At 58.5% G+C, this 19,341-nt stretch carries 16 protein-coding genes and 1 pseudogene; 7 read left to right on the top strand and 10 right to left on the bottom strand.

Annotation, left to right across the window (positions count from 1 at the left end):
* The first annotated feature begins 556 nt into the window (after positions 1-556).
* The gene (locus N4A58_RS09590) at positions 557-2,062 is read left to right on the top strand and encodes a helix-turn-helix domain-containing protein (RefSeq protein WP_293709087.1); all 1,506 of its coding nucleotides are present in this window, start codon (positions 557-559) and stop codon (positions 2,060-2,062) included.
* A 157-nt stretch (positions 2,063-2,219) separates the two neighbouring features.
* Positions 2,220-3,386: a hypothetical protein gene (locus N4A58_RS09585; protein ID WP_293709086.1), complete on the top strand. Its 1,167-nt coding sequence runs from the start codon at positions 2,220-2,222 to the stop codon at positions 3,384-3,386.
* 209 nt (positions 3,387-3,595) lie between these two features.
* On the opposite strand, the gene N4A58_RS09580 is transcribed toward N4A58_RS09585, so the two are convergent.
* Entirely contained in the window at positions 3,596-3,973 is a 378-nt protein-coding gene (locus tag N4A58_RS09580; protein WP_293709085.1) for a helix-turn-helix domain-containing protein, read from the bottom strand.
* A 130-nt stretch (positions 3,974-4,103) separates the two neighbouring features.
* Here N4A58_RS09580 and N4A58_RS09575 point away from each other — a divergent pair, with 130 nt between their 5' ends.
* From N4A58_RS09575 to N4A58_RS09565, 3 genes and pseudogenes are all read left to right on the top strand, one after another.
* Positions 4,104-4,712, top strand: coding sequence for an NAD(P)H-dependent oxidoreductase (locus N4A58_RS09575; protein WP_293709084.1), 609 nt, complete (start codon positions 4,104-4,106; stop codon positions 4,710-4,712).
* Positions 4,699-5,400, top strand: coding sequence for a glutathione binding-like protein (locus N4A58_RS09570; protein ID WP_293709083.1), 702 nt, complete (start codon positions 4,699-4,701; stop codon positions 5,398-5,400). The genes N4A58_RS09575 and N4A58_RS09570 overlap by 14 nt, the downstream gene beginning before the upstream one ends.
* A 274-nt stretch (positions 5,401-5,674) precedes the next feature.
* Positions 5,675-6,126 (top strand): annotated as a pseudogene (locus N4A58_RS09565) (transposase); the annotation flags it as partial.
* Between the two features lie 172 nt (positions 6,127-6,298).
* Here N4A58_RS09565 and N4A58_RS09560 read toward each other — a convergent pair.
* The 5 genes from N4A58_RS09560 to paoA form a co-directional block, all read right to left on the bottom strand.
* Complete coding sequence (locus N4A58_RS09560) at positions 6,299-7,621, bottom strand: DUF6538 domain-containing protein (protein WP_367176892.1); 1,323 nt, start codon at positions 7,619-7,621, stop codon at positions 6,299-6,301.
* Positions 7,622-7,954: 333 nt separating this feature from the next.
* A complete protein-coding gene (locus tag N4A58_RS09555) occupies positions 7,955-8,803 on the bottom strand; it encodes an SDR family oxidoreductase (RefSeq protein WP_293709081.1) in 849 nt (282 codons plus the stop codon).
* Between the two features lie 249 nt (positions 8,804-9,052).
* Positions 9,053-11,245, bottom strand: coding sequence for an aldehyde oxidoreductase molybdenum-binding subunit PaoC (paoC, locus tag N4A58_RS09550; protein ID WP_293709080.1), 2,193 nt, complete (start codon positions 11,243-11,245; stop codon positions 9,053-9,055).
* 3 nt (positions 11,246-11,248) lie between these two features.
* Positions 11,249-12,199: a xanthine dehydrogenase family protein subunit M gene (locus N4A58_RS09545; RefSeq protein ID WP_293709079.1), complete on the bottom strand. Its 951-nt coding sequence runs from the start codon at positions 12,197-12,199 to the stop codon at positions 11,249-11,251.
* Positions 12,196-12,855: an aldehyde dehydrogenase iron-sulfur subunit PaoA gene (gene paoA, locus N4A58_RS09540; RefSeq protein WP_293709078.1), complete on the bottom strand. Its 660-nt coding sequence runs from the start codon at positions 12,853-12,855 to the stop codon at positions 12,196-12,198. The genes N4A58_RS09545 and paoA overlap by 4 nt, the downstream gene beginning before the upstream one ends.
* 377 nt (positions 12,856-13,232) lie before the next feature.
* Here paoA and N4A58_RS09535 point away from each other — a divergent pair, with 377 nt between their 5' ends.
* Both N4A58_RS09535 and N4A58_RS09530 read left to right on the top strand, forming a co-directional pair.
* The gene (locus tag N4A58_RS09535) at positions 13,233-14,093 is read left to right on the top strand and encodes a carbohydrate ABC transporter permease (protein ID WP_293709077.1); all 861 of its coding nucleotides are present in this window, start codon (positions 13,233-13,235) and stop codon (positions 14,091-14,093) included.
* Positions 14,090-14,887, top strand: a complete 798-nt coding sequence (locus N4A58_RS09530; RefSeq protein WP_293709076.1) for a carbohydrate ABC transporter permease — start codon at positions 14,090-14,092, stop codon at positions 14,885-14,887. The genes N4A58_RS09535 and N4A58_RS09530 overlap by 4 nt, the downstream gene beginning before the upstream one ends.
* An 87-nt stretch (positions 14,888-14,974) precedes the next feature.
* On the opposite strand, the gene N4A58_RS09525 is transcribed toward N4A58_RS09530, so the two are convergent.
* The 4 genes from N4A58_RS09525 to N4A58_RS09510 form a co-directional block, all read right to left on the bottom strand.
* Positions 14,975-16,609 (bottom strand): acyl-CoA synthetase, encoded by a 1,635-nt coding sequence (locus N4A58_RS09525; RefSeq protein ID WP_293709075.1) that lies wholly within the window; start codon positions 16,607-16,609, stop codon positions 14,975-14,977.
* Positions 16,609-17,403 carry an enoyl-CoA hydratase gene (locus N4A58_RS09520; RefSeq protein ID WP_293709074.1) on the bottom strand — a complete coding sequence of 265 codons (795 nt, stop codon included), beginning with the start codon at positions 17,401-17,403 and terminating at the stop codon, positions 16,609-16,611. Before N4A58_RS09520 ends, N4A58_RS09525 begins: the two co-directional genes overlap by 1 nt.
* A gap of 153 nt (positions 17,404-17,556) precedes the next feature.
* Positions 17,557-18,699, bottom strand: coding sequence for a glycine cleavage T C-terminal barrel domain-containing protein (locus N4A58_RS09515; protein WP_293709309.1), 1,143 nt, complete (start codon positions 18,697-18,699; stop codon positions 17,557-17,559).
* Positions 18,700-18,844: 145 nt separating this feature from the next.
* The gene (locus N4A58_RS09510; protein WP_293709073.1) at positions 18,845-19,339 is read right to left on the bottom strand and encodes an Lrp/AsnC family transcriptional regulator; all 495 of its coding nucleotides are present in this window, start codon (positions 19,337-19,339) and stop codon (positions 18,845-18,847) included.
* Between the last annotated feature and the right edge of the window lie 2 nt (positions 19,340-19,341).

The raw sequence follows: 19,341 nt of genomic DNA, 5'->3' as shown, positions 1-19,341 counted from the left end.
CATGAACTAACAACCCACCCTGGGCCACATACTGCAATGCGGGGGGGGGGCGGATCAATGGTTAATTTGCAGCTTCTGGTAGACGCTTTCGAGATGTCCACTTTCGATGAGAAGGTCACCAATTCTGCGCTCGCCGCGAAGGGCCGCTTCCCGCCCTTCCAAGTCATTTGAGTAAAGAGCAGCATCTCTAGTTCGAATTGGCAATTTGGGCGGATTGTTGCCGTTCGCTGCGCGTCGGATGAATGGCTAGGATGCATAGTTGAGCGGACGTTCGTTGCACAGCGGTTGGCCAGACATCACCATCGCGGCTCTTGTCATCTACAGGTTATGAATTTTATCCTAAGTAGGGTAAGATAGACGCTCTTCGGGCCAAGGAAAAAATTTGCTTTATCAGTAGGTTTCGCCGAGCGGGCCATGGGTCGGCCAACATATTGCGGATATGTGTGCGATCGCTCTTCGCACTCGAGTGTGCCAATAGTAACTCCCGTCGATGTAAGGGGATGACTATTTTCAGCGTGGATAAATTTGGCGTTATTTTATTACGATAGGTATTTAAGTGGCGAGAAGCATCACTGACGAAGAAATCGGCTTGATAAAAGCCTTACTCGCTAGAGGCGAGCGCAACGTAGACATTCAGTTCTATTTTAACCGGCAAGATAGGCCAGTTAACTCTGGACGTATTAGTCAAATTCGCAACGGATCCTATGGCCCAAGCGTCCCTGCTGCATCACAAGCTGACCTCGCGAACTTCCTTGCCAATTTTCAGGCTGCTGCGGTTGGTGTCGCGAACCAAGACGCAGCTATATCGACAATTGCAGAACGTGCTGCACAGCGCTTTGAGCAAAGAGCTGACGGCAACTGGTATTTGAGCGATGGAGAAACAAGCGAGCAGGAGTGCAAAGCGGAGTTCGATCCTAAGAAAATGAACCCACTGGTTAGGGCAATCGCCGCTCTCGCAAACAGCAAAGGTGGCTTTATCTTCTTGGGCGTGGATAATGCTGGCTGCCAAGTTGTTGGCCTGCCCGATGATAAATTCGACAATACCGATATTGTGCGGATAAGCGACAAGGTGAAGACTTTTCTAGTTCCGACACCAGACTTTGTTAAGGAGACAATCCAAATTGGCGGATTGAACGTTGGTGTACTTTATGTCGAGAAGTATAGCGTACCTCCGGTAGTGGTTTGTCGCGACAGCGACGGATTAGAAGACGGTAGCATCTTATTCCGCTATCCCGGCCAATCTGCGAAAATCAAGTTTGGCGATCTTCACGCGATGCTTCGCGAGAGAGACCAAGCCAGCCAAAGTGTGCTGCTTCAGTCTGCTCAACGACTTGCTGACATTGGCACCGACCGGTCGCTCATCGTGGACACAAATGCCGCGACCATGGAAACCTCCGACATGAAGCTTACCATCGACCGAAAGCTGGCTGATCAGCTTGAGTTTATTCGGCAGGGTGAATTTGAGGAAGTTGAAGGCGCTCCTGCTCTCCGCCTCGTCGGGGACGTCAAGGCGGTCGATGCTGATGGCGAGGCGTTGGAGCGTATCGAAGGACGCGCGCTCACTGCTGACGGAGTTCTGCAAGCCTTTCTGACAAAAGCGCAAGTTCGGACGCCGTTAGACTATTTGAACGTTTCTGCCCAAGTTCAGCGCCAATGGTTGCCGATGTTTTACTTCTTGAACCTCGCGGGAGCGACGAAGGCTCTAGCAATTGAAGCATTGGATGGAACCGTAGCGGTCTATGCAAACAGCAAAGCTAATGCCTTAGAGCGATTGAGAGGCCAACGAAGCGCGTTCAGCGCCGCCAGCGGGCAAGCTGTGCCAATTCTCGCAAAGATGATCGACGGGGATTTTGCAGATCTTTTGGGGGAGGAGGATGATCGCGCAATAGCCAGAGCCATTCAGTCGCTACCGGATGGGTTCGACAACTTTGAACCGGTATATGACCTCCTCCTCAACCTGCTTGATATCGCCGGAACTGATAGCGCGAAAAAGGGCGGCGTCTTCAAAGCCTCAGCACGTCTAGACGAGTTGGCGTTCTTGCCGTTAATCGCCGATGAATGAGTCACCTCCCCCAGAAGTAAGGTTGGCAGGCGGCTGGACGGATCCCAATAACCACGATCCATTCCCGCTCCTTAAGAATAACAAAGAGTCGAACCAAATGCAGAGACCAAAACAAGCACTTCACTGGATACTAGTAAGTTTCTGGAAGCCTCTCGCTATGCTCAGCCTGCTCTGCGGGGCCGCCACTTCAGCTCTCTCCCAACAGTTCAACGAGAGCTGTCCGAGGCCTAAGGCTCTCCACTCTGGTGCGTTCGAACAACCGATGGAGTTTTCGGCCGCGACCAACAAGGGCAACATGTCGACGTCATCTTGGATCGCCGCCACCGGAAAGATCGGACCGGAGACGCCTGAACGCTTCAGGGCGTTTCTCGCATCTGAGCAATACGTGCCTGGCCAAATTGTTCTCCACTCCCCAGGGGGAAATCTCGCAGCTGGGATGGAGCTTGGACGCATGATACGGCAGGCTGGTCTGACAGCACATATCGGCACAACTGAACGCATCTTTGAGGCCTACAACGCCCCTTGCGACACTTGGTGGGACGAAGTGAAGGCCGGCGTCTGTGCTAGCTCATGCGCCTATGCGTTTCTAGGTGGCCGTGAGCGGTTTGTGGACTCTCCCTACTACCCCACGAGCCCGAGCTTACTTGGCTTCCATCAGTTTTACGGAAATCCAGAGCGCGGGAGCGACATGCTCACAGCGGAGCAAGTGACAGAAATCGAAACCAGCACCCTATCGATCGCCCAGGCTCTAACCGGTCAGATCGTGCTATACGCCATCGAAATGGGTGTCGATGCACGCATCGTTGCCTTTGCATCCGCCACCCCGAGCGAAGGTCTCTACTTTCCCACAACCGCCGAGCTCGAGGAGCTCTCGATCGCCTCAGGAAGCGGGCTGACAAAGTGGTTCATGGAACCCTACGGAGATGGTCTCGTAGTAGCAGCCAGGCCGCACCGGTCTGACTCTATGCTCGACCAGATTACGGCCTTTTGCAGCAAGAGTTCAGGAACGGTGAGCCTTCTGTTCACGATGGATCTCGCTACGCCTTCATATCCAAACCCAGACGACCTGCCTCTCTATGCAGTTGAGCTGACGATCGATGGTCAGCTGCATTCAATCGGGCGACGGGATCTCACCTTGCGCTACGGCGATGACAAAATTTTCATCACTGTTCCGATAGAAGCGCTCAAGACCGGCCTCATCCGTGCCCGAGAGATCGACTTCAGGCTTGATTCCGCGCGTGTCATGGGCGGCTTCCGTGAAGGGGGAGAATTGAGCGATATTGAACGCCAGTCTCTGGCACTTGCTTGGCGAAACTGCATTTAATAGACGATTCCTTTTTCAACGAGGAGCGGGGGCGGCATAGTGGGTGGATTGCGCAATCCCGCAATACCATGACTGTTTTGTCCGCGGAGCTGACCTTGGTGTGCCAGACCTTGCTGCACGATGCCACGGATGCCCGGTTTGGCGTAGCTGCACTGCGGCATCGGCGCAATCTCGACCGGCGGCTTTGGGCCGGTCGCGCTCTCGACAGGCTATCGCTTTGCTGTGGTCAAACCCTCTGGAAGGCCCTCACTCCACTTGCGCAGCTCATCCAGGAAACCCAAGGCTGTTCGCCCGAAATCAGTGATTTCGTAGACGACGGTGATCGGGGCGGTGTCACACACCTCACGCCTGACCAACCCTTGGTCTTCGAGTTGCCGCAAGCGTTCCGTGATCATCTTCTTCGATGCGCCGCCGATCATCCGGGCGAGGTCGTTGAAGCGCACTGGCCCATCCTTGACGTGCCAGAGGATGGAGCCGGTCCATTTCCCCCCGATGATCCGCATCCCGCGCTCGATGGCGCAGGGCTCTGTGCAGGCATTGGCCGCACTCCGGCGGCCGGCACCGTCTACTTCGATCTTTGCATCCATCGTTTTGCGCTCCGCTGATCGCTTTAGGATTAGGTTACGAAAAGTATACTGGTTGTTTTTACTTCCCACCACGGTCATCTCATTCCAGACCCCGCCGAAGTCAAGCGGGCGCAGCAACGGAAGAGACGACATGAGCAAGATCCACATCCTGAACGGCGCGCAGCCTTACGAATTTGCCCCCGGCACACTCAACGAAACGCTCGCGGAGCGCGCCAAGGCCACACTTGAGGCACAGAGTCACGAGGTCCGCCTGACCACGGTCGCGGCCGGTTACGACATCCAGGCCGAGGTGGACAGTCACCTCTGGGCGGACGTGGTCCTGCTGCAATTCCCGGTGAACTGGATGGGCGTGCCGTGGTCGTTCAATAAATATATGGATGAGGTCTACACGGTCGGCATGGGCGGGCAGCTCAGCAATGGCGACGGCCGCAGCGCCGCTGCCCCGAAGGTGAATTACGGCATGGGCGGCAAGCTGACAGGCACACGTTACATGATCTCGGCCACGCTGAACGCCCCGGCTGAAGCCTTCGACGACCCGGCAGAGCCGTTCTTCGAGGGCATGTCTCTGGATGACCTCCTGCGTCCGGTCCACCTGAACGCCAGGTTCTTTGGCATGACACCGCTGCCGACTTTTGGGGCCTTCGACGTGATGAAGAACCCCGACGTAGCCACTGACCTCGCCCGGTTTGACGCCCATCTGGCCACGACCTTCGGAGAGCTCGCCAATGACGCGGCCTGATATCGTTCTCTACACCGCCAACACCATGAACGGCTGGAAGCCCCTGATCTTCCTGCACGAGGCACAGATCGACTATGAGCTGGTGCCAATCGATTTCGGCAAGAAAGAGCAAAAGGCGCCCGATTACCTGCGTCTGAATCCGAATGGGCGCATTCCCACCATCGTGGATCGCGGCGCGGACGATTTCGCAGTGTTCGAGAGCGGCGCGATCCTGTGGTATCTCGCCGAGAAATACGACCGGTTCCTCAGCAACGACGCCAAGGAGCGCTCGGAGACGCTGCAATGGCTAATGTTCCAGATGGGTGGGATCGGTCCGATGATGGGCCAGGCGATGTTCTTCCAGCGGATCGCCAAGCCGAACGGCGACGAGGTGTCCTACGCCATCAACCGCTACGTGACCGAGAGCCGCCGCCTGCTGGAAGTGCTGGATACGCGGCTTGCCGGGCGCGACTGGCTGGTGGGTGATGCAATGTCCATCGCGGATATCGCGACCTATCCCTGGGCGCGCAGCTACTTTTGGGCCACGGTGAGCGTCGACGGATTGCCGAACCTGCAAGCATGGTTCGACCGCATTGACGCCATGCCACGGGTCCAAGAGGCGCTGCAACTGCCGGAGCCGCGACCGTCTGCTTTCGGTCAGGGCGACACGGATGCCGCGGCTGCAGAGAACGCAGCCAGGTTCCGCTGAACACCTGACGCGCTGTCCTTGGAGTTGGTCCGGACAGCGCGTCACTTTTTCCGGAAAACGTCAGGCTCGGGGCAATGTCCGCTTGTAGGCGCTGCGATGCGACAGCCGAACTGTGTTTGAAGGTCGGGAATGGGCCGAATGACGTCCGCCGACTGTGAGCACACACCTCTGGTGCTGCGCAGGCGCGAGTCCGCTCTCAGCTCCCCTTAGCTCCGGTTGGAGTACCCCCTTTAAAGTGGTCCAATTATCCCTTCAATTGGAAGATCAGAGATGGCTGGCCGCCGAGCAATCCGATCACACGGCAATCATGATGGAAGCGACATGCCTGAAGGCCCACCGCACGGCATCCAGCCTGCGAATAAAAAGGGGACGCCCGAAGCGCAGCATGAACACGAAGTTACATACTGTCAGCGATGTCTCTTGCCGCCCCATACGGTTCCTTATGACCCCCGGTCAGTTCAACATCCACATGGGTGCTAGGGCGCGCCTGAGCGGCTTGCCAGCTGCCGATTAGATGATTGCTGATCGCGGATATGATGCCGACTGGTTTCGCGATGCCCTGAAAGACACAAGGGATACGACCCTGCATCCCCGGCCGGAAGTCATCGCGACAAGCCGCTGCGATACGAGAAACGCAGAAAGGAGCTCCGCAATCGCATCAAGATCATGCTTGGTTGCTTAAAGGATTGCCTCCGCGTCGCATCCCGCTAAGGCAGATGTCCATAGGTGTTTCTAACAACCTTCGCTCTCGCCGCCGCAGTGATCTTCTGGCTCCGAAATTCAATGTGTCCGGAGCCTGATGACGAAAAGTGGCAAAATCGCCAGTTTGACCAACATAGGCCCACAAGTGCACTCGTTTTGCTTTGACCCATTTCAAACCCGCTAAGATTGTTTCCCATCATTCAAGATGCGCGGGCACATCCAATGCCACCAACTGGGCCAATCTTTGCCTTCCATTCAGGTCCATCTCATCGCCGTATACCTCTCGAGCCCTCGCTGAACCAACGCTGTGCCCCATCATCTCCGCACGATCGTCGCTAACCAATCCGGTCGCCTTCAAGCGGCTTTCCCAAGCGTGTCTGGTCCCACCTACGGTATGCTTGGCTGAAGGCATCAAACCTCGATTCCGGAGGAACTTATTGATGAGGTTGGAATACCCTCGCTTGTCACGATATCGCGGAAAACCCTGAGGATGACGTTTCGCTGCAGCAAGCGCAATTCCAACCAAAGGGACCAGGCGGACAGAGGAGCCATTCTTGATCTCGCGCTTCTCATCGCCCTCTTCAAAGGTGACGCGAAGGTGTGGAATTTCTGCATCCAAGACGATTGCATCAGACGGCAAATCATGGATTTCAGCTTGGCGACAACCTGTCTCGATTGAAATGAGAAGGATGTCTCTCGCCTCATCATTCAAGCCATCGAAGGCGCCAGGCGCCAGCCACTTCTCTTTCATCCACTCAACGGGGATCTCAAGTTTACGGGTTTTCTTAGCGTTCTTTTCTCGAATGGAGATCCCAGAGTAAGGGCGCGGGGGATCATCAAGGTCGAGGCTCTCGTAGTAGTGGGACAGCAACGACGCCATGTTGCTGAAATCCTTATTCGCAGTATCAGATTTCAGCCCTTCAGTTTCTATTCGATTTCGCCACCATTTGCGGTGCGCTTTCGCGTCAGCAACCCCAAACTCGAGCACTGGCTTATCTGCGCCAAGTGCCTCGATCAGGTTGGCGACCGCTCGGTGACGCGGGTTCCGCCACAAACGCATCTGAGAGGAATTCTTGAGTCTGTTGTCATGAGCACAAATGCGTTCAACTTCAGCCACGAGCTCAGAGAGCTTCAGTTGCGGAACATCTACGCCGCCGAGAAGCGCATCAGCAACCTGCGGGCTGTCTGACTTCTGAAGCATATCGAGACGCTCCAAAATCTCATCCAATGGGCCGTTTGATAGCTCTACAGCGGACCGGTAGGAGACGCCACGCGATGCGGCCAGTGCCACAGCAGCTTTAAAAATATCATCTGGCTCTGTGGGAGCCCCCATCGCCAGTTGAGCGTCCAATTCTGCAAGAATGGCAGCCTCAGCGGCAGGAAGGCGCCTCATCGCCTCTCTTTCACTTTCAGTTCGAAGACTGCGGTGGATTTCGGCACGGGGCTCCACAAGGCGATATCTCTGCGGGACACGCATCCTCAAATGCCATCGCCCGTTTCGCTGTATTATTCCAGCCATTGATCGTCCGTCTCACCCCAAAGTGTAGCATTACTTTGCTACACATTATGCTACACATTTTCCGGACACAGCAACTATCATCTTCTTCATAAACATAATTTATACAGACACTTACTGCACTCGACCTAGAGGGTTGGAATCTCTGTCTCTCCGCCATTTACTTTGGCGAGCCAAGGTAAATTGCACGAACTTACCGGAAACTTGCATAGACCTTCCAGACGCTACACCCGCTCTCGATGCTGCGTAGCTCAGGGGTTCTCGTGGTGCTGTGACCGGGTGGTTAAAGCCAATTGTCCCGGAGCAGTCTGAGCGGACACGATCTGTCCCATTTTCTCAGCGCCTAGAGTTGCTCGAAGCCAATTCCGCAAAGTGGTCCTGCAGATGGTGCGTTCCATAGCATGGCGCCGCCATGTCCATGCCCAAGGCCGTCATGAAGAACTGCGCGGGACCGCACCAGCGGCGCGGTAGGATAGGCAGCACCCCAAGCGATATCCGGCGGAGTATATCGGGCAAGAACGTGATACGCGGCTCTGTCCCGAGCGCAGCGAATGCCGCTTTGGCAATCTGGCTCTGGGTCATCACGGCAGGACCGCCGACGTCGAGCCAACGCTGCCCATCATCCGTCGCATCCGCGATCGCCTCTGCCAGATCTGCACCGTGAATCGGATTAAGCCGGTGGGACCCATCGCCAAACAGCCAGACCCGCCCTGCCCGCGCCATCGAGAGAAAATCCTCCATATCAGAGAAATAGCCAGTCGGCGCGATAACGGTTTCTGGCACCTCCGACGCTTGCAGGTGCGTTACGAACGCAGCCTTGGCATCGACCAGCGGCACGCCCCTCATCGCTTCGGCGTTCAGGACATGGACGTAACAGAACCGACCCACGCCAGCCTTTTCTGCTTCGCGCAGCAGGTTAAGGTTGGCTTCGTAGTCGACCTGCCAATACCCGAGCCCGTCGGCTTGCCGCGTGATCCCGAGCGCGGACACGACAAGGTCCACTCCGTCCATAACGCCAACGAGGGTTTCCGGATGCGTGGCCTCTGCTCGAACGAGCAGGTCTGCAACACCCACGGCCCGTGACGGCTCACGGACCAGAGCCGTAACGTGGTGTCCGCGCCTTGAATATTCTGCGCACAGAAAGCGGCCCAAATACCCCGTGGCACCGGCAACAAGAACGCGCATCCAGAAGTCCTCTCTTAAAATTTGCAGTCGCAACACCTGCCATTGCAGAGCGCCTATGGTTTGGAAAGTACAGCTGAGCGAACGCTCCCGACATGACCCCACCGATCATCTGAATGATCGCGCGTACCAGAATACGGGCACATGAACCGCGCGGTAGGTTCTAAAAACAATGAGAAAGCCCGACCGTCGAAAGACGGCCGGGCTTTTGGATCGTGTGAAACGCGCCTGTCAGATCAGGCCGCGTTGATCTTAGGCAGAAGGCAACCGATCGATGAACCGATCGAGCGTCACGGGGTAGTCCCGTACGCGCACACCCGTCGCGTTGTAGACCGCGTTCGCGACGGCGGCTGCCACGCCGCACAGACCCAGTTCGCCGACGCCCTTGGCCTTGAGAGGAGTGGATGCCGCGTCCAACGTATCAAGGAAGATCACCTCTTGCGCGGGGATGTCAGCATGCACCGGCACTTCGTACCCCGCCAAATCATGGGCAGGAAAGAAGCCGCGTGCGGTGTCGATTGCGGCATCTTCCATCAGCGCCGCGCCAACCCCCATCACCATGCCCCCAATGACCTGACTGCGGGCGGTGATCGGATTCAGGATGCGGCCTGCATCACAGACAGCAAGCATCCGGCGCAGCCGTGTTTCGCCGGTGTACGCATTCACACCTACCTCGACGAAATGCGCACCGAAGGTCGAGACGACCTGCTCGCTTCGGAAATCGCCGAACTCGATCGAGTCCTCGGCCACGATCTCGGTATCGCTAAGCCCTGCCAAGGGGATTTGCTTGTCAGTGGTGCGGACGGATGCATTTTCAAAGCGCAGATCCTCCACGTCCTTGCCCAGATGATCAGCAATGGCCTGACGCATGGCAACCGCTGCGGCATACACACCCGCTGTGGACGAGGCCGCGCCCCATTGCCCGCCGGAACCCGCACTGTCGGGGTAACTGCTATCTCCCAAGCGCACCTCAACGTCTTCGGCTGTCACGCCGAGCACCTCTGCCGCCGTCTGCGCGAGGATGGTGTAGGATCCCGTTCCGATATCGGTCATGGCCGTCTCGACGATCACCTGTCCTTGGGGCGTCAGACGAATGCGTGCCCCCGAGGCCATCGCAGGTCCGCCGCGATAGGCCCCTGCCAGACCATGGCCGATGAGCCAGTCGCCATCGCGGGTTGCACCCGGTGCCGTGTTACGATCAGCCCAGCCAAAGGCGTCGGCCCCGCGCTCCAGACATTCGACAAAGTTCCGCTCGGAGAACGGCTTATCCGGATCTTCGGGGTCGACTTGGGTGTCATTCATCACTCGAAAGGCCACCGGGTCCATGCCCAACTCTTCGGCCATTTCGTCCATTGCAATTTCCAGCGCCATCAGTCCCGCAGCTTCGCCCGGCGCGCGCATCGCGTTTTCTTCGGGCAGCGCCATGGTCGCGAGATGCATTTTGATCAGACGATTGTCGCCCGCGTAGAACTGGCGGGTTTGGCCAATCGCATTCTCGCCGCTGCCACCTTCCATTGCGTGGCTGATCGCCTCGTGGGCAATGGCAGTGATCTGACCATCACGGGTCGCACCGATGCGGATGCGCTGGATGGTCGAGGCCCGGTGCGCGGTGTTGTTCATCACCATCGGACGGGGCATCGCGACCTTGACCGCCTGCCCCACGCGGCGCGCAGCTTGCGCGGCTAGGATGGCATCGGAACGCACGAACAGCTTCACACCGAAACCGCCGCCGATGTAGGGGCTGTCAACGCGAACGTCCTCTGCATCCAGTTCAAACGTCTTGGCGAGCGCCGCTTGCGCCCATTCAATCATCTGGTTCGAGGTCCAGACAGTCAGCTTGCCGTCGTCCCACTGCGCGATCGACGCCGGAGGCTCCATCATTGCGTGAGAGTGGGAAGGCGTGGTGTAGGTCTTGTCGATGGTCACAGGGGCGGACTCGAAGGCAGCTTCGAAATCCCCCACACGGGTCGCGTCAGAACGATCATCCATAACATCTTCCCAAGCGGCCTGAAGATCGAGCGACCCGATCTCGTCCACCTCGTATTCGGTCTGTACCTTTGCAGCAGCCGCACGCGCCTGCTCAAAGGTTTCGGCGACCACTACGGCAATAGCTTGGTGGTATTGTGCGATCTCGTTTCCGCCAAACAAAGGCGCGACGTTCATGTCGCTGGGACTCGGCATTTCGCCCACCTCGGGTGCGGTGATGACATCTACAACGCCGGGCATTGCCTTGGCCGCGTCAGTGTCCATCGACGTGATGCGTCCTTTGGCGATCGTGGCCAAGACTGGGTAGCCAACCAACTGCTGATCAGTGACGTCGTGACGCTCGTAGGCATAAGGCGCCGTGCCCGTGACCTTGAGCGGACCGTCAATCCGCGTGGTGGGTTTGCCGACGACCTTGGCGTCGTCGAACAGGTTCTGTCCTGCCGGAGTGTTGAATTGCATATCTCAGCCCTCCTTGAGCATGGCGGCAAGCGTGCGCTCGGCCAGTGTGAGTTTGAAGGCGTTCTCTTCGGTCGGGCTCGCGCCGTCCAAAAGACGCGCCATGACCGCGCGGGATCCGTTGGGCAGCTCTGCATCCGCTTCAGCGCGGCGCCACGGTTTGGGGGCTACACCGCCCAAGGCCACAGCTCCGGTGCCATCCGCCTGCTGGATCAGCGCAACCGATACGAGGGCAAAGGCATAGGATGAACGGTCCCGCACCTTGTGATAGGCCTGTTGCCCACCCACCGGCGCAGGCAACACGACGTGCGTGATCAGCTCGCCGGGCATAAGAGCGGTCTCTTGCTCGGGTGTTTGTCCGGGCAAAACATGCAGATCCTCGATCGCGATGCGGCGGGTCATGCCGTTTGGGGTCACTGTTTCGACCACGGCATCCAAAGCGCGCATAGCCACAGCCATGTCAGACGGGTGCGTGGCGATACAGGTTTCAGACGTCCCGATTACGCCAAGCTGCCGGCTGAACGCCCCTTCTGTCAGCGCGCCGCAGCCAGAACCCGGTGCGCGTTTATTACAGGGCTGTGCAGTGTCATAGAAATAGGGGCAACGCGTCCGTTGCAGCAGGTTACCCGCTGTCGTCGCCTTGTTCCGGATTTGGCCAGAGGCGCCGGCCGCAATAGCGCGGGTCAGCACCGGATAGTCACGGCGCACACGGCTATCGGCCGAAAGATCTGTGTTTGTGACCTGCGCGCCAATGCGCAAGCCGCCTTCTTCGGTTTCGGTGATCTCTGTCAGTCCGATGTCGCGGACGTCGATCACATGGATCGGCGTCTCGATTTCCAGCTTCATCAGGTCCAGCAGGTTGGTACCGCCGCCGATGAACTTGGCGTCAGGAATTTCGGCGGCCCGAGCGGCGGCCTGCGCCGGATCAACGGCGCGTTCGTAGCTAAAGGATCTCATGTGTCTTCTCCCGCTGTGCCTTGCTCTGCCACTTCGGTGATGGCGGCCAGAATGTTGGCGTAAGCGCCACAGCGGCAGATATTGCCGGACATGCGCTCGCGGATTTCTTCGTCTGTGATCTGGATTTCAGAGTTCAGATCGCCGGTGACGTGGCTCGGAATACCTGCGCGGATTTCTTCGATGACGGCGCGGGCAGACTGGATTTGACCAGGCGTACAGTAACCGCACTGGAAGCCGTCAAACTTAACAAAAGCGGTCTGCATGGGGTCCATCGCCTCGGGCGTGCCGATACCTTCGATGGTCTCGACCTCGTCGCCTTCGTGCATCACGGCAAGCGACAAGCAGGAGTTCACGCGCGATCCGTTGACGGTGCAAGTGCAGGCGCCACATTGTCCGTGATCACAGCCCTTCTTGGTGCCATTCAACTTCAAGTCCTCGCGCAGGACATCCAGTAAGGTGGTGCGATTGTCTACGGTCACCTCTTGGGCGGTTCCATTGACGGTCAAACGGACGGTTGTGGCATCGGGGCCAGCGGGACTTTTGGCAGTCTGTGCTTGAGCTTGGGCCTGAGTGGTCACCCCCGCTGCAAGTGCGCCAGCGGCAGTTCCAGCCAGAAATGTTCGGCGTCGAATTTCAAAATCAATGGGTGGGGACATAATGTCTTCCTTCCTCTCAGGGCGGCGTGTGGCCGCTCGTTCGGCGATGGCAAAACACCTAAGACGGGCGGAGGGCTGGACTATGCCGCAATGCGGCACGCAGTTATTGGTCTCTCTCATTAATCCCGATCTCGCCTTGGTTGGATGGACGCCGCTCGAAGCCAGCGCCTATGCCCCCCTCAACCAGCGCGCGCGCAGATCGTTCCCCCACTTCATATTAGTGTGATGGCGTCGGGCGGGTTTATGGTCGCTACAGCTGCCCACCTAGAGCCCCCATACGCGCAACATCGTTGTTGCCGAACCGCCCTTGACAGCCACAAGTGCTAACGCGTTGATTGTGCAGCCCGAGTTTCCTGTCTCGGCCCGAGAGGAGCCTTATGAACAATCCGCATTCGAACAGCGCCTGGCTGCTCTTGATGCCAGCGCTGGCTCTGATGGGCTTTGTTGCGGTCATCCCGCTGGTGGCTGTCTTCAATTTCTCTTTCCACGACATCTTCACCATAGATCAAGCCTACTGGATCGGCCTTGAGTGGTACCAAGAGATTACCGCAGACCCGAAGTTCTGGGGCAGTCTGGGGCGCAGCGCGCTGTTCTCGGCGATTGTCTTGTCCATTCAGGTGCCACTTGGTGTTTGGCTGGCGCTGTTGATGCTGCGGATGGGGCGGTTTGCCGTGCCGGTGCTGATGCTGGTTGCGCTGCCTTTGGTGGTGCCGTGGAACATGATCGCCGGGATGTGGCTGTCTCTGATTGACCCCACGACTGGATTGGCAGGCCGCGCGATCACCGCGATGGGGATTGTGTTCGACTACAAATTCACGGCGCTGCACACGTGGATTCTGATTGTGCTGGCCGACACGTGGCACTGGCTGGGGCTCGTCGTCATTCTGGCCTATGCGGGCGTTTCTGCAATCCCTGATCCATACCGCCAAGCCGCAGCAATCGACGGTGCCTCTCGGCTGGCAGTCTTCCGCTATATCGAGCTGCCACGCATCACGGGGGCCTTGTCGATTGTTTTGCTTTTGCGGTTTGTCGACACCTTCATGATCTACACCGAGGCCTTCGCGATCAACGCGGGCGGGCCACACAACGCAACGACCTTCTTATCGCTGGAGCTTGCAGCGGACATCAACAGCTACACCTACGGCCGCGCTGCGGCGCGCGCGATGCTGGACTTTCTGATTGTGCTGACGGTGGCGTGGGCCTTCATCCGCATTCGATCGAACGGACAAGCGCGATGAGCATCGGTAGCCTTAGCCTGCGGGTGCTCGTGTTTGGCGCGCTCGCGCTCTTTGTCTTACTGCCGTTTGTGCAGACGGTGCTGCTGAGTTTCACCCTCACCCTCCCCCGCGAGGGTCATGTGACCGGCGAAGCCACTCTGCTGAACTACGCAGAAGTCTTTGCGCGGCCCGATTTGCGGACCTCGATCCTGAATTCGCTGACCTATGTGACCCTGAATATCGGGCTGTGTCTGGCCGCCGGATTGCCTGCTGCCTATGCCTTTGCCAGATACCGGTTCACGGGGGACCGGCACGTGCTGTTCGCGCTGCTGGCCTTTCGCCTGACGCCGCCCGTGGTCCTGTCCCTGCCCGTCTTTTTCCTATTTGCAAATGTCGGACTGGTGAACACGCCGGTGGGCATCGCACTGGTGCACTGTGCGTTTAACCTGCCCATCGCGATCTGGATTCTCGAGAGCTTCATTGCCGCGGTGCCCCGCGAATATGACGAAACCTGCTTTATTGACGGCCACTCCCTACCCAGCTTCTTCCTCAATCGCCTGATCCCCGTGATCGCGCCTGGGATCGGCGTGACCGTTTTTTTCTGCTTTGTGTTTTCGTGGGTCGAGGTCGTTCTGGCCCGCATTCTGACCGTGACAGCGGGCAAGCCGATTACCATGGCCATCAACGCCCTGTATGGATTTCAGACCGATATGGGGCTGGTGATGGCAATGACCGTTATGTCCCTGATCCCCGGCATGGCGATGATCTGGTTCGTCCGAAACCATATCGCCCGTGGCTTCGTGATCCGCACCTGACCTGCCAAATGAAACACCGCTCCAATGATTTGGAGCGGTGCCAGAGCGGCTCAGACCTTGTACTTGCGGCGGCTGCCGCCGGACGGGTCAAGCATCTTCGGGTGCGCGCAACTGGTTGCGAAGCGCAAATTTCTGGATCTTGCCGGTCGAGGTGCGCGGGATCACCCGAAACACGAAGCGGCCCGGCACCTTGTAATGGGCCAAATGCTCGCGGCACCATGCCCGCAGGGCCTCTGCGCTGGCCTCTTGCCCTTCGGCCAGCTCGACATAAGCGCAGGGCGTCTCCCCCCATTTGTCGTGGGGCATGGCAACAACGGCCGTCACAGCAACGGCCGGATGGCGGTACAACACCTCCTCAATCTCGATGGAGGAGATATTCTCGCCGCCCGAGATGATGACATCCTTGGAGCGATCCTTGAGCTGAATATACCCGTCAGGATAGACCACACCCAGATCGCCGGAATGAAACCACCCACCAGCAAAGGCCTCTGCCGTGGCAGCAGGATTGCGGAAGTAGCCCTTCATCACCACATTGCCGCGGAACATCACCTCACCGATGGTCTTGCCGTCGCGGGGAACAGGCTGCATCGTCTCTGGGTCCAGCACGTCCAGACCTTCGAGCGGCAGGTAACGCACCCCTTGGCGCGCCTTGAGCCTTGCTTGCTCTTCGGGGGGCAAATCGGACCAGTCTACGTGCCAATCGTTTACCACAGCAGGACCATAGGTTTCGGTTAGTCCGTACAAGTGCGTGACATCGAAACCGGCTTCCTTCATCTCCGCCAGCAGCTTTTCGGGCGGCGGCGCGGCGGCGGTAAAGAACTGCACTGGCGTATCCAGCGGGCACTTCACCGTTTCGGGTGCTTGGATCATCAGGGACATCACGATGGGCGCACCGCACAGATGGGTGACACCTTCGCTCCCCAATGCCTGCCAGATCGGCTCTGCCCGGATTTGCCGCAGACAGACATGGGTGCCGACGATCGCCGACAGGGTCCAAGGAAAGCACCAGCCGTTGCAGTGGAACATTGGCAACGTCCACAGGTACACTGCATGCTTGGCCATGGACGCTGTCAGCGCGTTGCCTTGTGCCAGCAGATAGGCCCCACGATGATGGGTCACGACGCCCTTTGGATCGCCTGTGGTGCCAGAGGTATAGCTGATCGCGATCGCGTCCCATTCGTCTTGCGGCTGGAGCCATGCGAACTCAGAATCGCCAGCAGCCACAAACGCCTCGTAATCAGGGGTATCGGTGGTCACGCGCGGGCCATCGAACTCCGGATCGTCATAAACGATCACCGCAGGGGGCGTTTTGCACAGGGCAAGCGCGTCTTGCAGCAGCGGTAGAAATTCGACGTCCACGATGACCAGCCGCGACAGCGCATGATCCAGTTGAAAGGCAATGATGGCTGCGTCAAGCCGCGTATTGATCGCATGCAAAACCGCACCACACATGGGCACACCGTAATGACATTCGAGCATAGCGGGCGTATTCGCCAACAGGACCGAGACCGTCTGGCCCCGCGCGATCCCCCACTGCGCCAGAGCCGACGCAAGCTGCCGCGACCGGTCATAAAACGCCCCATAGCTGCGCCGTAGCCCGCCATGAACGATGGCTGTATGGTCGGGAAATGCCTGCGCGGCACGTTCCAGAAACCCGATCGGGGTCAAGGGTTGGTAGTTCGCCGGATTACGGTCGAGACCGGTGTTAAATGGATTGCTCATCAGGCGTCCTGCCAAATCGGGTCACGTTTCTGAATAAAGGCGTCGATGCCCTCTTCCGCGTCGCGGGCGAGCATGTTGTCGACCATCACTTGGCTGGCATAGGCGTACGCCGCTTCCAGCGACATCTCGCGCTGTGCGTAGAACGCGCTTTTGCCCGTGGCCAAGGTCATTACGGATTTGGAGGCGATCTTGCGCGCCAGAGCCATGACCTCTGACGTGACATCTTCGGCGGCGACGCTCCGGTTCACAAGGCCGATCTCTGCGGCTCTGTCAGCGGGGGTCATGTCGCCCGTCAGCAGCATTTCCATCGCGTGCTTGTTCGCCACATTGCGGGACAAGGCCACCATCGGGGTCGAACAAAACAGACCGATGTGCACGCCCGGCGTGCTGAAACGCGCTGTGTCCGCAGCAATCGCCAGATCGCAACTGGCGACCAACTGGCATCCAGCGGCGGTCGCGATTCCTGTGACCTCGGCAATGACGGGCTTGGGACACGCGACGATCCCCTGCATCACGGTCGAGCACAAGGTCAGGATGCGGGTGAAATAGGCGCGCCCCTTGTCTGGGCCAGCGCGTCCGGCGGTCATCTCTTTCAGATCATGGCCAGCGCAAAAGGCAGGGCCGTTTGCGGCCAGCACGACGACGCGCACCAGCGGGTCCGCGCCCGCCTCGGCAAAGGCCTGACCCAGCGCGGTCAGCATCGCTTCGGACAGCGCATTACGGCTGCTTGGGGCATTCAAGGTCAGGCGCAAGACACCGTCCGTGTCCAGATCGCGCAACAGAATATCGGTCATAGGCCCTCAGTGAATATTGATGGTAAGAGTGTCGGCCAAGGCATTGGCGACAAAGCAATATCGGCGCGCGCGGCGGAATACTGGCCCGGCAGCAAGGCACTCTCGCCCCGCTGCCAGTACAAGTCGATTGCAAGGTTCGACTTGTGCCGTCCCTTAGGCCGCAGCCAGGGATTTCTTTGGGTCAAAGAACGGACGCTCTACCACAGTCGCAACCGCAGGCCCCGAGGGCAGAACCACGTCCAGCTGCATCCCAAGATGCGCATGCTCGACCGAGACCATGGCCAGCGCGATGTTCCGTTCAAGGCGCGGCGAGTAGACCGCCGAGGTCACTTTACCCACATCTTCACCGCCGTTCTGAACCGCCCAGAAAGTGGTGTTCGGGCCCTTCAGAGGATCAGCCTCGATGATCAGCCCCACCTGCTTTCGCGTGACGCCTTCGTCGCGGATGCGGCGCAGCGCGGCCTTGCCGATAAAGTCTGCCTCCATGTCCAGATTGACCAGACGGTCCAGCCCCAATTCGTAGGGGTTTGTGTGGATGTCGGCGTCCGCATGATAGGACAGCATACCCCCTTCGATCCGGCGAATGGACGAGGTGTGGCCGGGCTTTAGCCCGAACTCCATCCCGGTCGCCATGATCCGCTCCCACAGAGAGTCGCCATGAGCACTGTCGCGCAGGTACAGCTCGTAGCCCAACTCACTGGACCAACCGGTGCGCGACACGATCAGCGGAATGCCGTCCAACTCGACTTCACGCAGCCAGTAGTATCTGAGGTCCATAATCTCGTCACCGAACAGAGCGCGCATGATCTCGCCCGATTTTGGGCCCTGCAGCTGCAGCGGTGAAACGTCGGGCTCGCCGATCTGAACATCCAGACCAGAGTTGATGGCCACGCCCTGCGCCCACAGCAGGATGTCGCTGTCCGCCAGCGAAATCCAGAAGTGGTTTTCGGCCAGACGCAGCAGGATCGGGTCGTTCAGAATGCCGCCCGCCGCGTTCGTGATCAGGATATATTTGCACTGACCAACCGCCATCTTGGACAGGTCGCGCGGGGTCAGCATTTGGACGAATTTGGCCGCGTCCGGGCCGGTGATCTCGACCTGACGTTCAACACCGACATCACACAGGATCGCCTCGTTCACGAGGTTCCAGAAGTTCTGTTCGGGATCGCCAAAGTCGCGCGGGATATACATATGATTGTACACAGAAAATCCCTGAGCGCCCCAACGCACCGTCGCGTCGAAATAGGGGGATTTGCGGATCTGTGTGCCAAAGCCGAAGTCGTCTGCAGCCATGATATGCGCCCTTGAAAGTCACCGGATTTCTGCCCGGGATTTGGTTTCTGGTGGCGGATATTTACGCAGCGAAAAGGTTTCGGTGTGGACTAAAAATCCGGCACAGCTCGGACTGTTCGGACTGAAAATTTGGCCTCGGTCAGTCTGATCAGGCGCGCTGTCCAGCGCCCGCCAGTTTGGCTATATTCGGACGGCTGGATTTGACCACGCGAGTCGCGATGTAGGTCATGTAGCGATCCACCCCGAGCTCGGCATCCAGCATGTCCTGCATCAGCGCTTGGAACCCTGCCAGCGTCGGGCAGATCGTCTTCATCACGTAGTCCATGCCGCCCCCTGTCGCGACGCATTCGACGATATCGTCTTGCCGCGCGACCCATCCTTCGAACCGGTCAAAGTCCGCGCTACGGTGGTGTGTCAGGGACACGGTCACCATCACTTGGGTGAAATCGCACAGCCGGTCCAACGCAATATTGGCATGATACCCCGTGATGAACCCCGCCGCCTTGAGCCGGTCCAGACGCGACCAGCACGGCGTGGCCGAGATGTTGACGATCTCGGACAGGCGCGTCTTGCTCAGTTGGCCATAGTTCTGAATGGCGCTGAGGATGCGGATGTCCGTCGCATCAAGGGTAGATTTCTTCACAG

The sequence above is a fragment of the Donghicola sp. genome, assembly GCF_025210255.1.
In the GTDB taxonomy this organism is placed as follows: Bacteria; Pseudomonadota; Alphaproteobacteria; order Rhodobacterales; family Rhodobacteraceae; genus Donghicola; species Donghicola eburneus.
This window is presented reverse-complemented; position numbering and strand designations above follow the sequence as displayed.

What these genes read in the sequence shown, in the direction of transcription:
- N4A58_RS09560 (WP_367176892.1), bottom strand. Translation starts at nt 7,621, where the DNA reads ATGGCTGGAATAATACAGCGAAACGGGCGATGGCATTTGAGGATGCGT.
- N4A58_RS09570 (WP_293709083.1), top strand. Translation starts at nt 4,699, where the DNA reads ATGACGCGGCCTGATATCGTTCTCTACACCGCCAACACCATGAACGGC.
- paoC (WP_293709080.1), bottom strand. Translation starts at nt 11,245, where the DNA reads ATGCAATTCAACACTCCGGCAGGACAGAACCTGTTCGACGACGCCAAG.
- N4A58_RS09585 (WP_293709086.1), top strand. Translation starts at nt 2,220, where the DNA reads ATGCTCAGCCTGCTCTGCGGGGCCGCCACTTCAGCTCTCTCCCAACAG.
- N4A58_RS09545 (WP_293709079.1), bottom strand. Translation starts at nt 12,199, where the DNA reads ATGAGATCCTTTAGCTACGAACGCGCCGTTGATCCGGCGCAGGCCGCC.
- N4A58_RS09555 (WP_293709081.1), bottom strand. Translation starts at nt 8,803, where the DNA reads ATGCGCGTTCTTGTTGCCGGTGCCACGGGGTATTTGGGCCGCTTTCTG.
- N4A58_RS09525 (WP_293709075.1), bottom strand. Translation starts at nt 16,609, where the DNA reads ATGAGCAATCCATTTAACACCGGTCTCGACCGTAATCCGGCGAACTAC.
- N4A58_RS09535 (WP_293709077.1), top strand. Translation starts at nt 13,233, where the DNA reads ATGAACAATCCGCATTCGAACAGCGCCTGGCTGCTCTTGATGCCAGCG.
- N4A58_RS09575 (WP_293709084.1), top strand. Translation starts at nt 4,104, where the DNA reads ATGAGCAAGATCCACATCCTGAACGGCGCGCAGCCTTACGAATTTGCC.
- N4A58_RS09530 (WP_293709076.1), top strand. Translation starts at nt 14,090, where the DNA reads ATGAGCATCGGTAGCCTTAGCCTGCGGGTGCTCGTGTTTGGCGCGCTC.
- paoA (WP_293709078.1), bottom strand. Translation starts at nt 12,855, where the DNA reads ATGTCCCCACCCATTGATTTTGAAATTCGACGCCGAACATTTCTGGCT.
- N4A58_RS09520 (WP_293709074.1), bottom strand. Translation starts at nt 17,403, where the DNA reads ATGACCGATATTCTGTTGCGCGATCTGGACACGGACGGTGTCTTGCGC.
- N4A58_RS09580 (WP_293709085.1), bottom strand. Translation starts at nt 3,973, where the DNA reads ATGGATGCAAAGATCGAAGTAGACGGTGCCGGCCGCCGGAGTGCGGCC.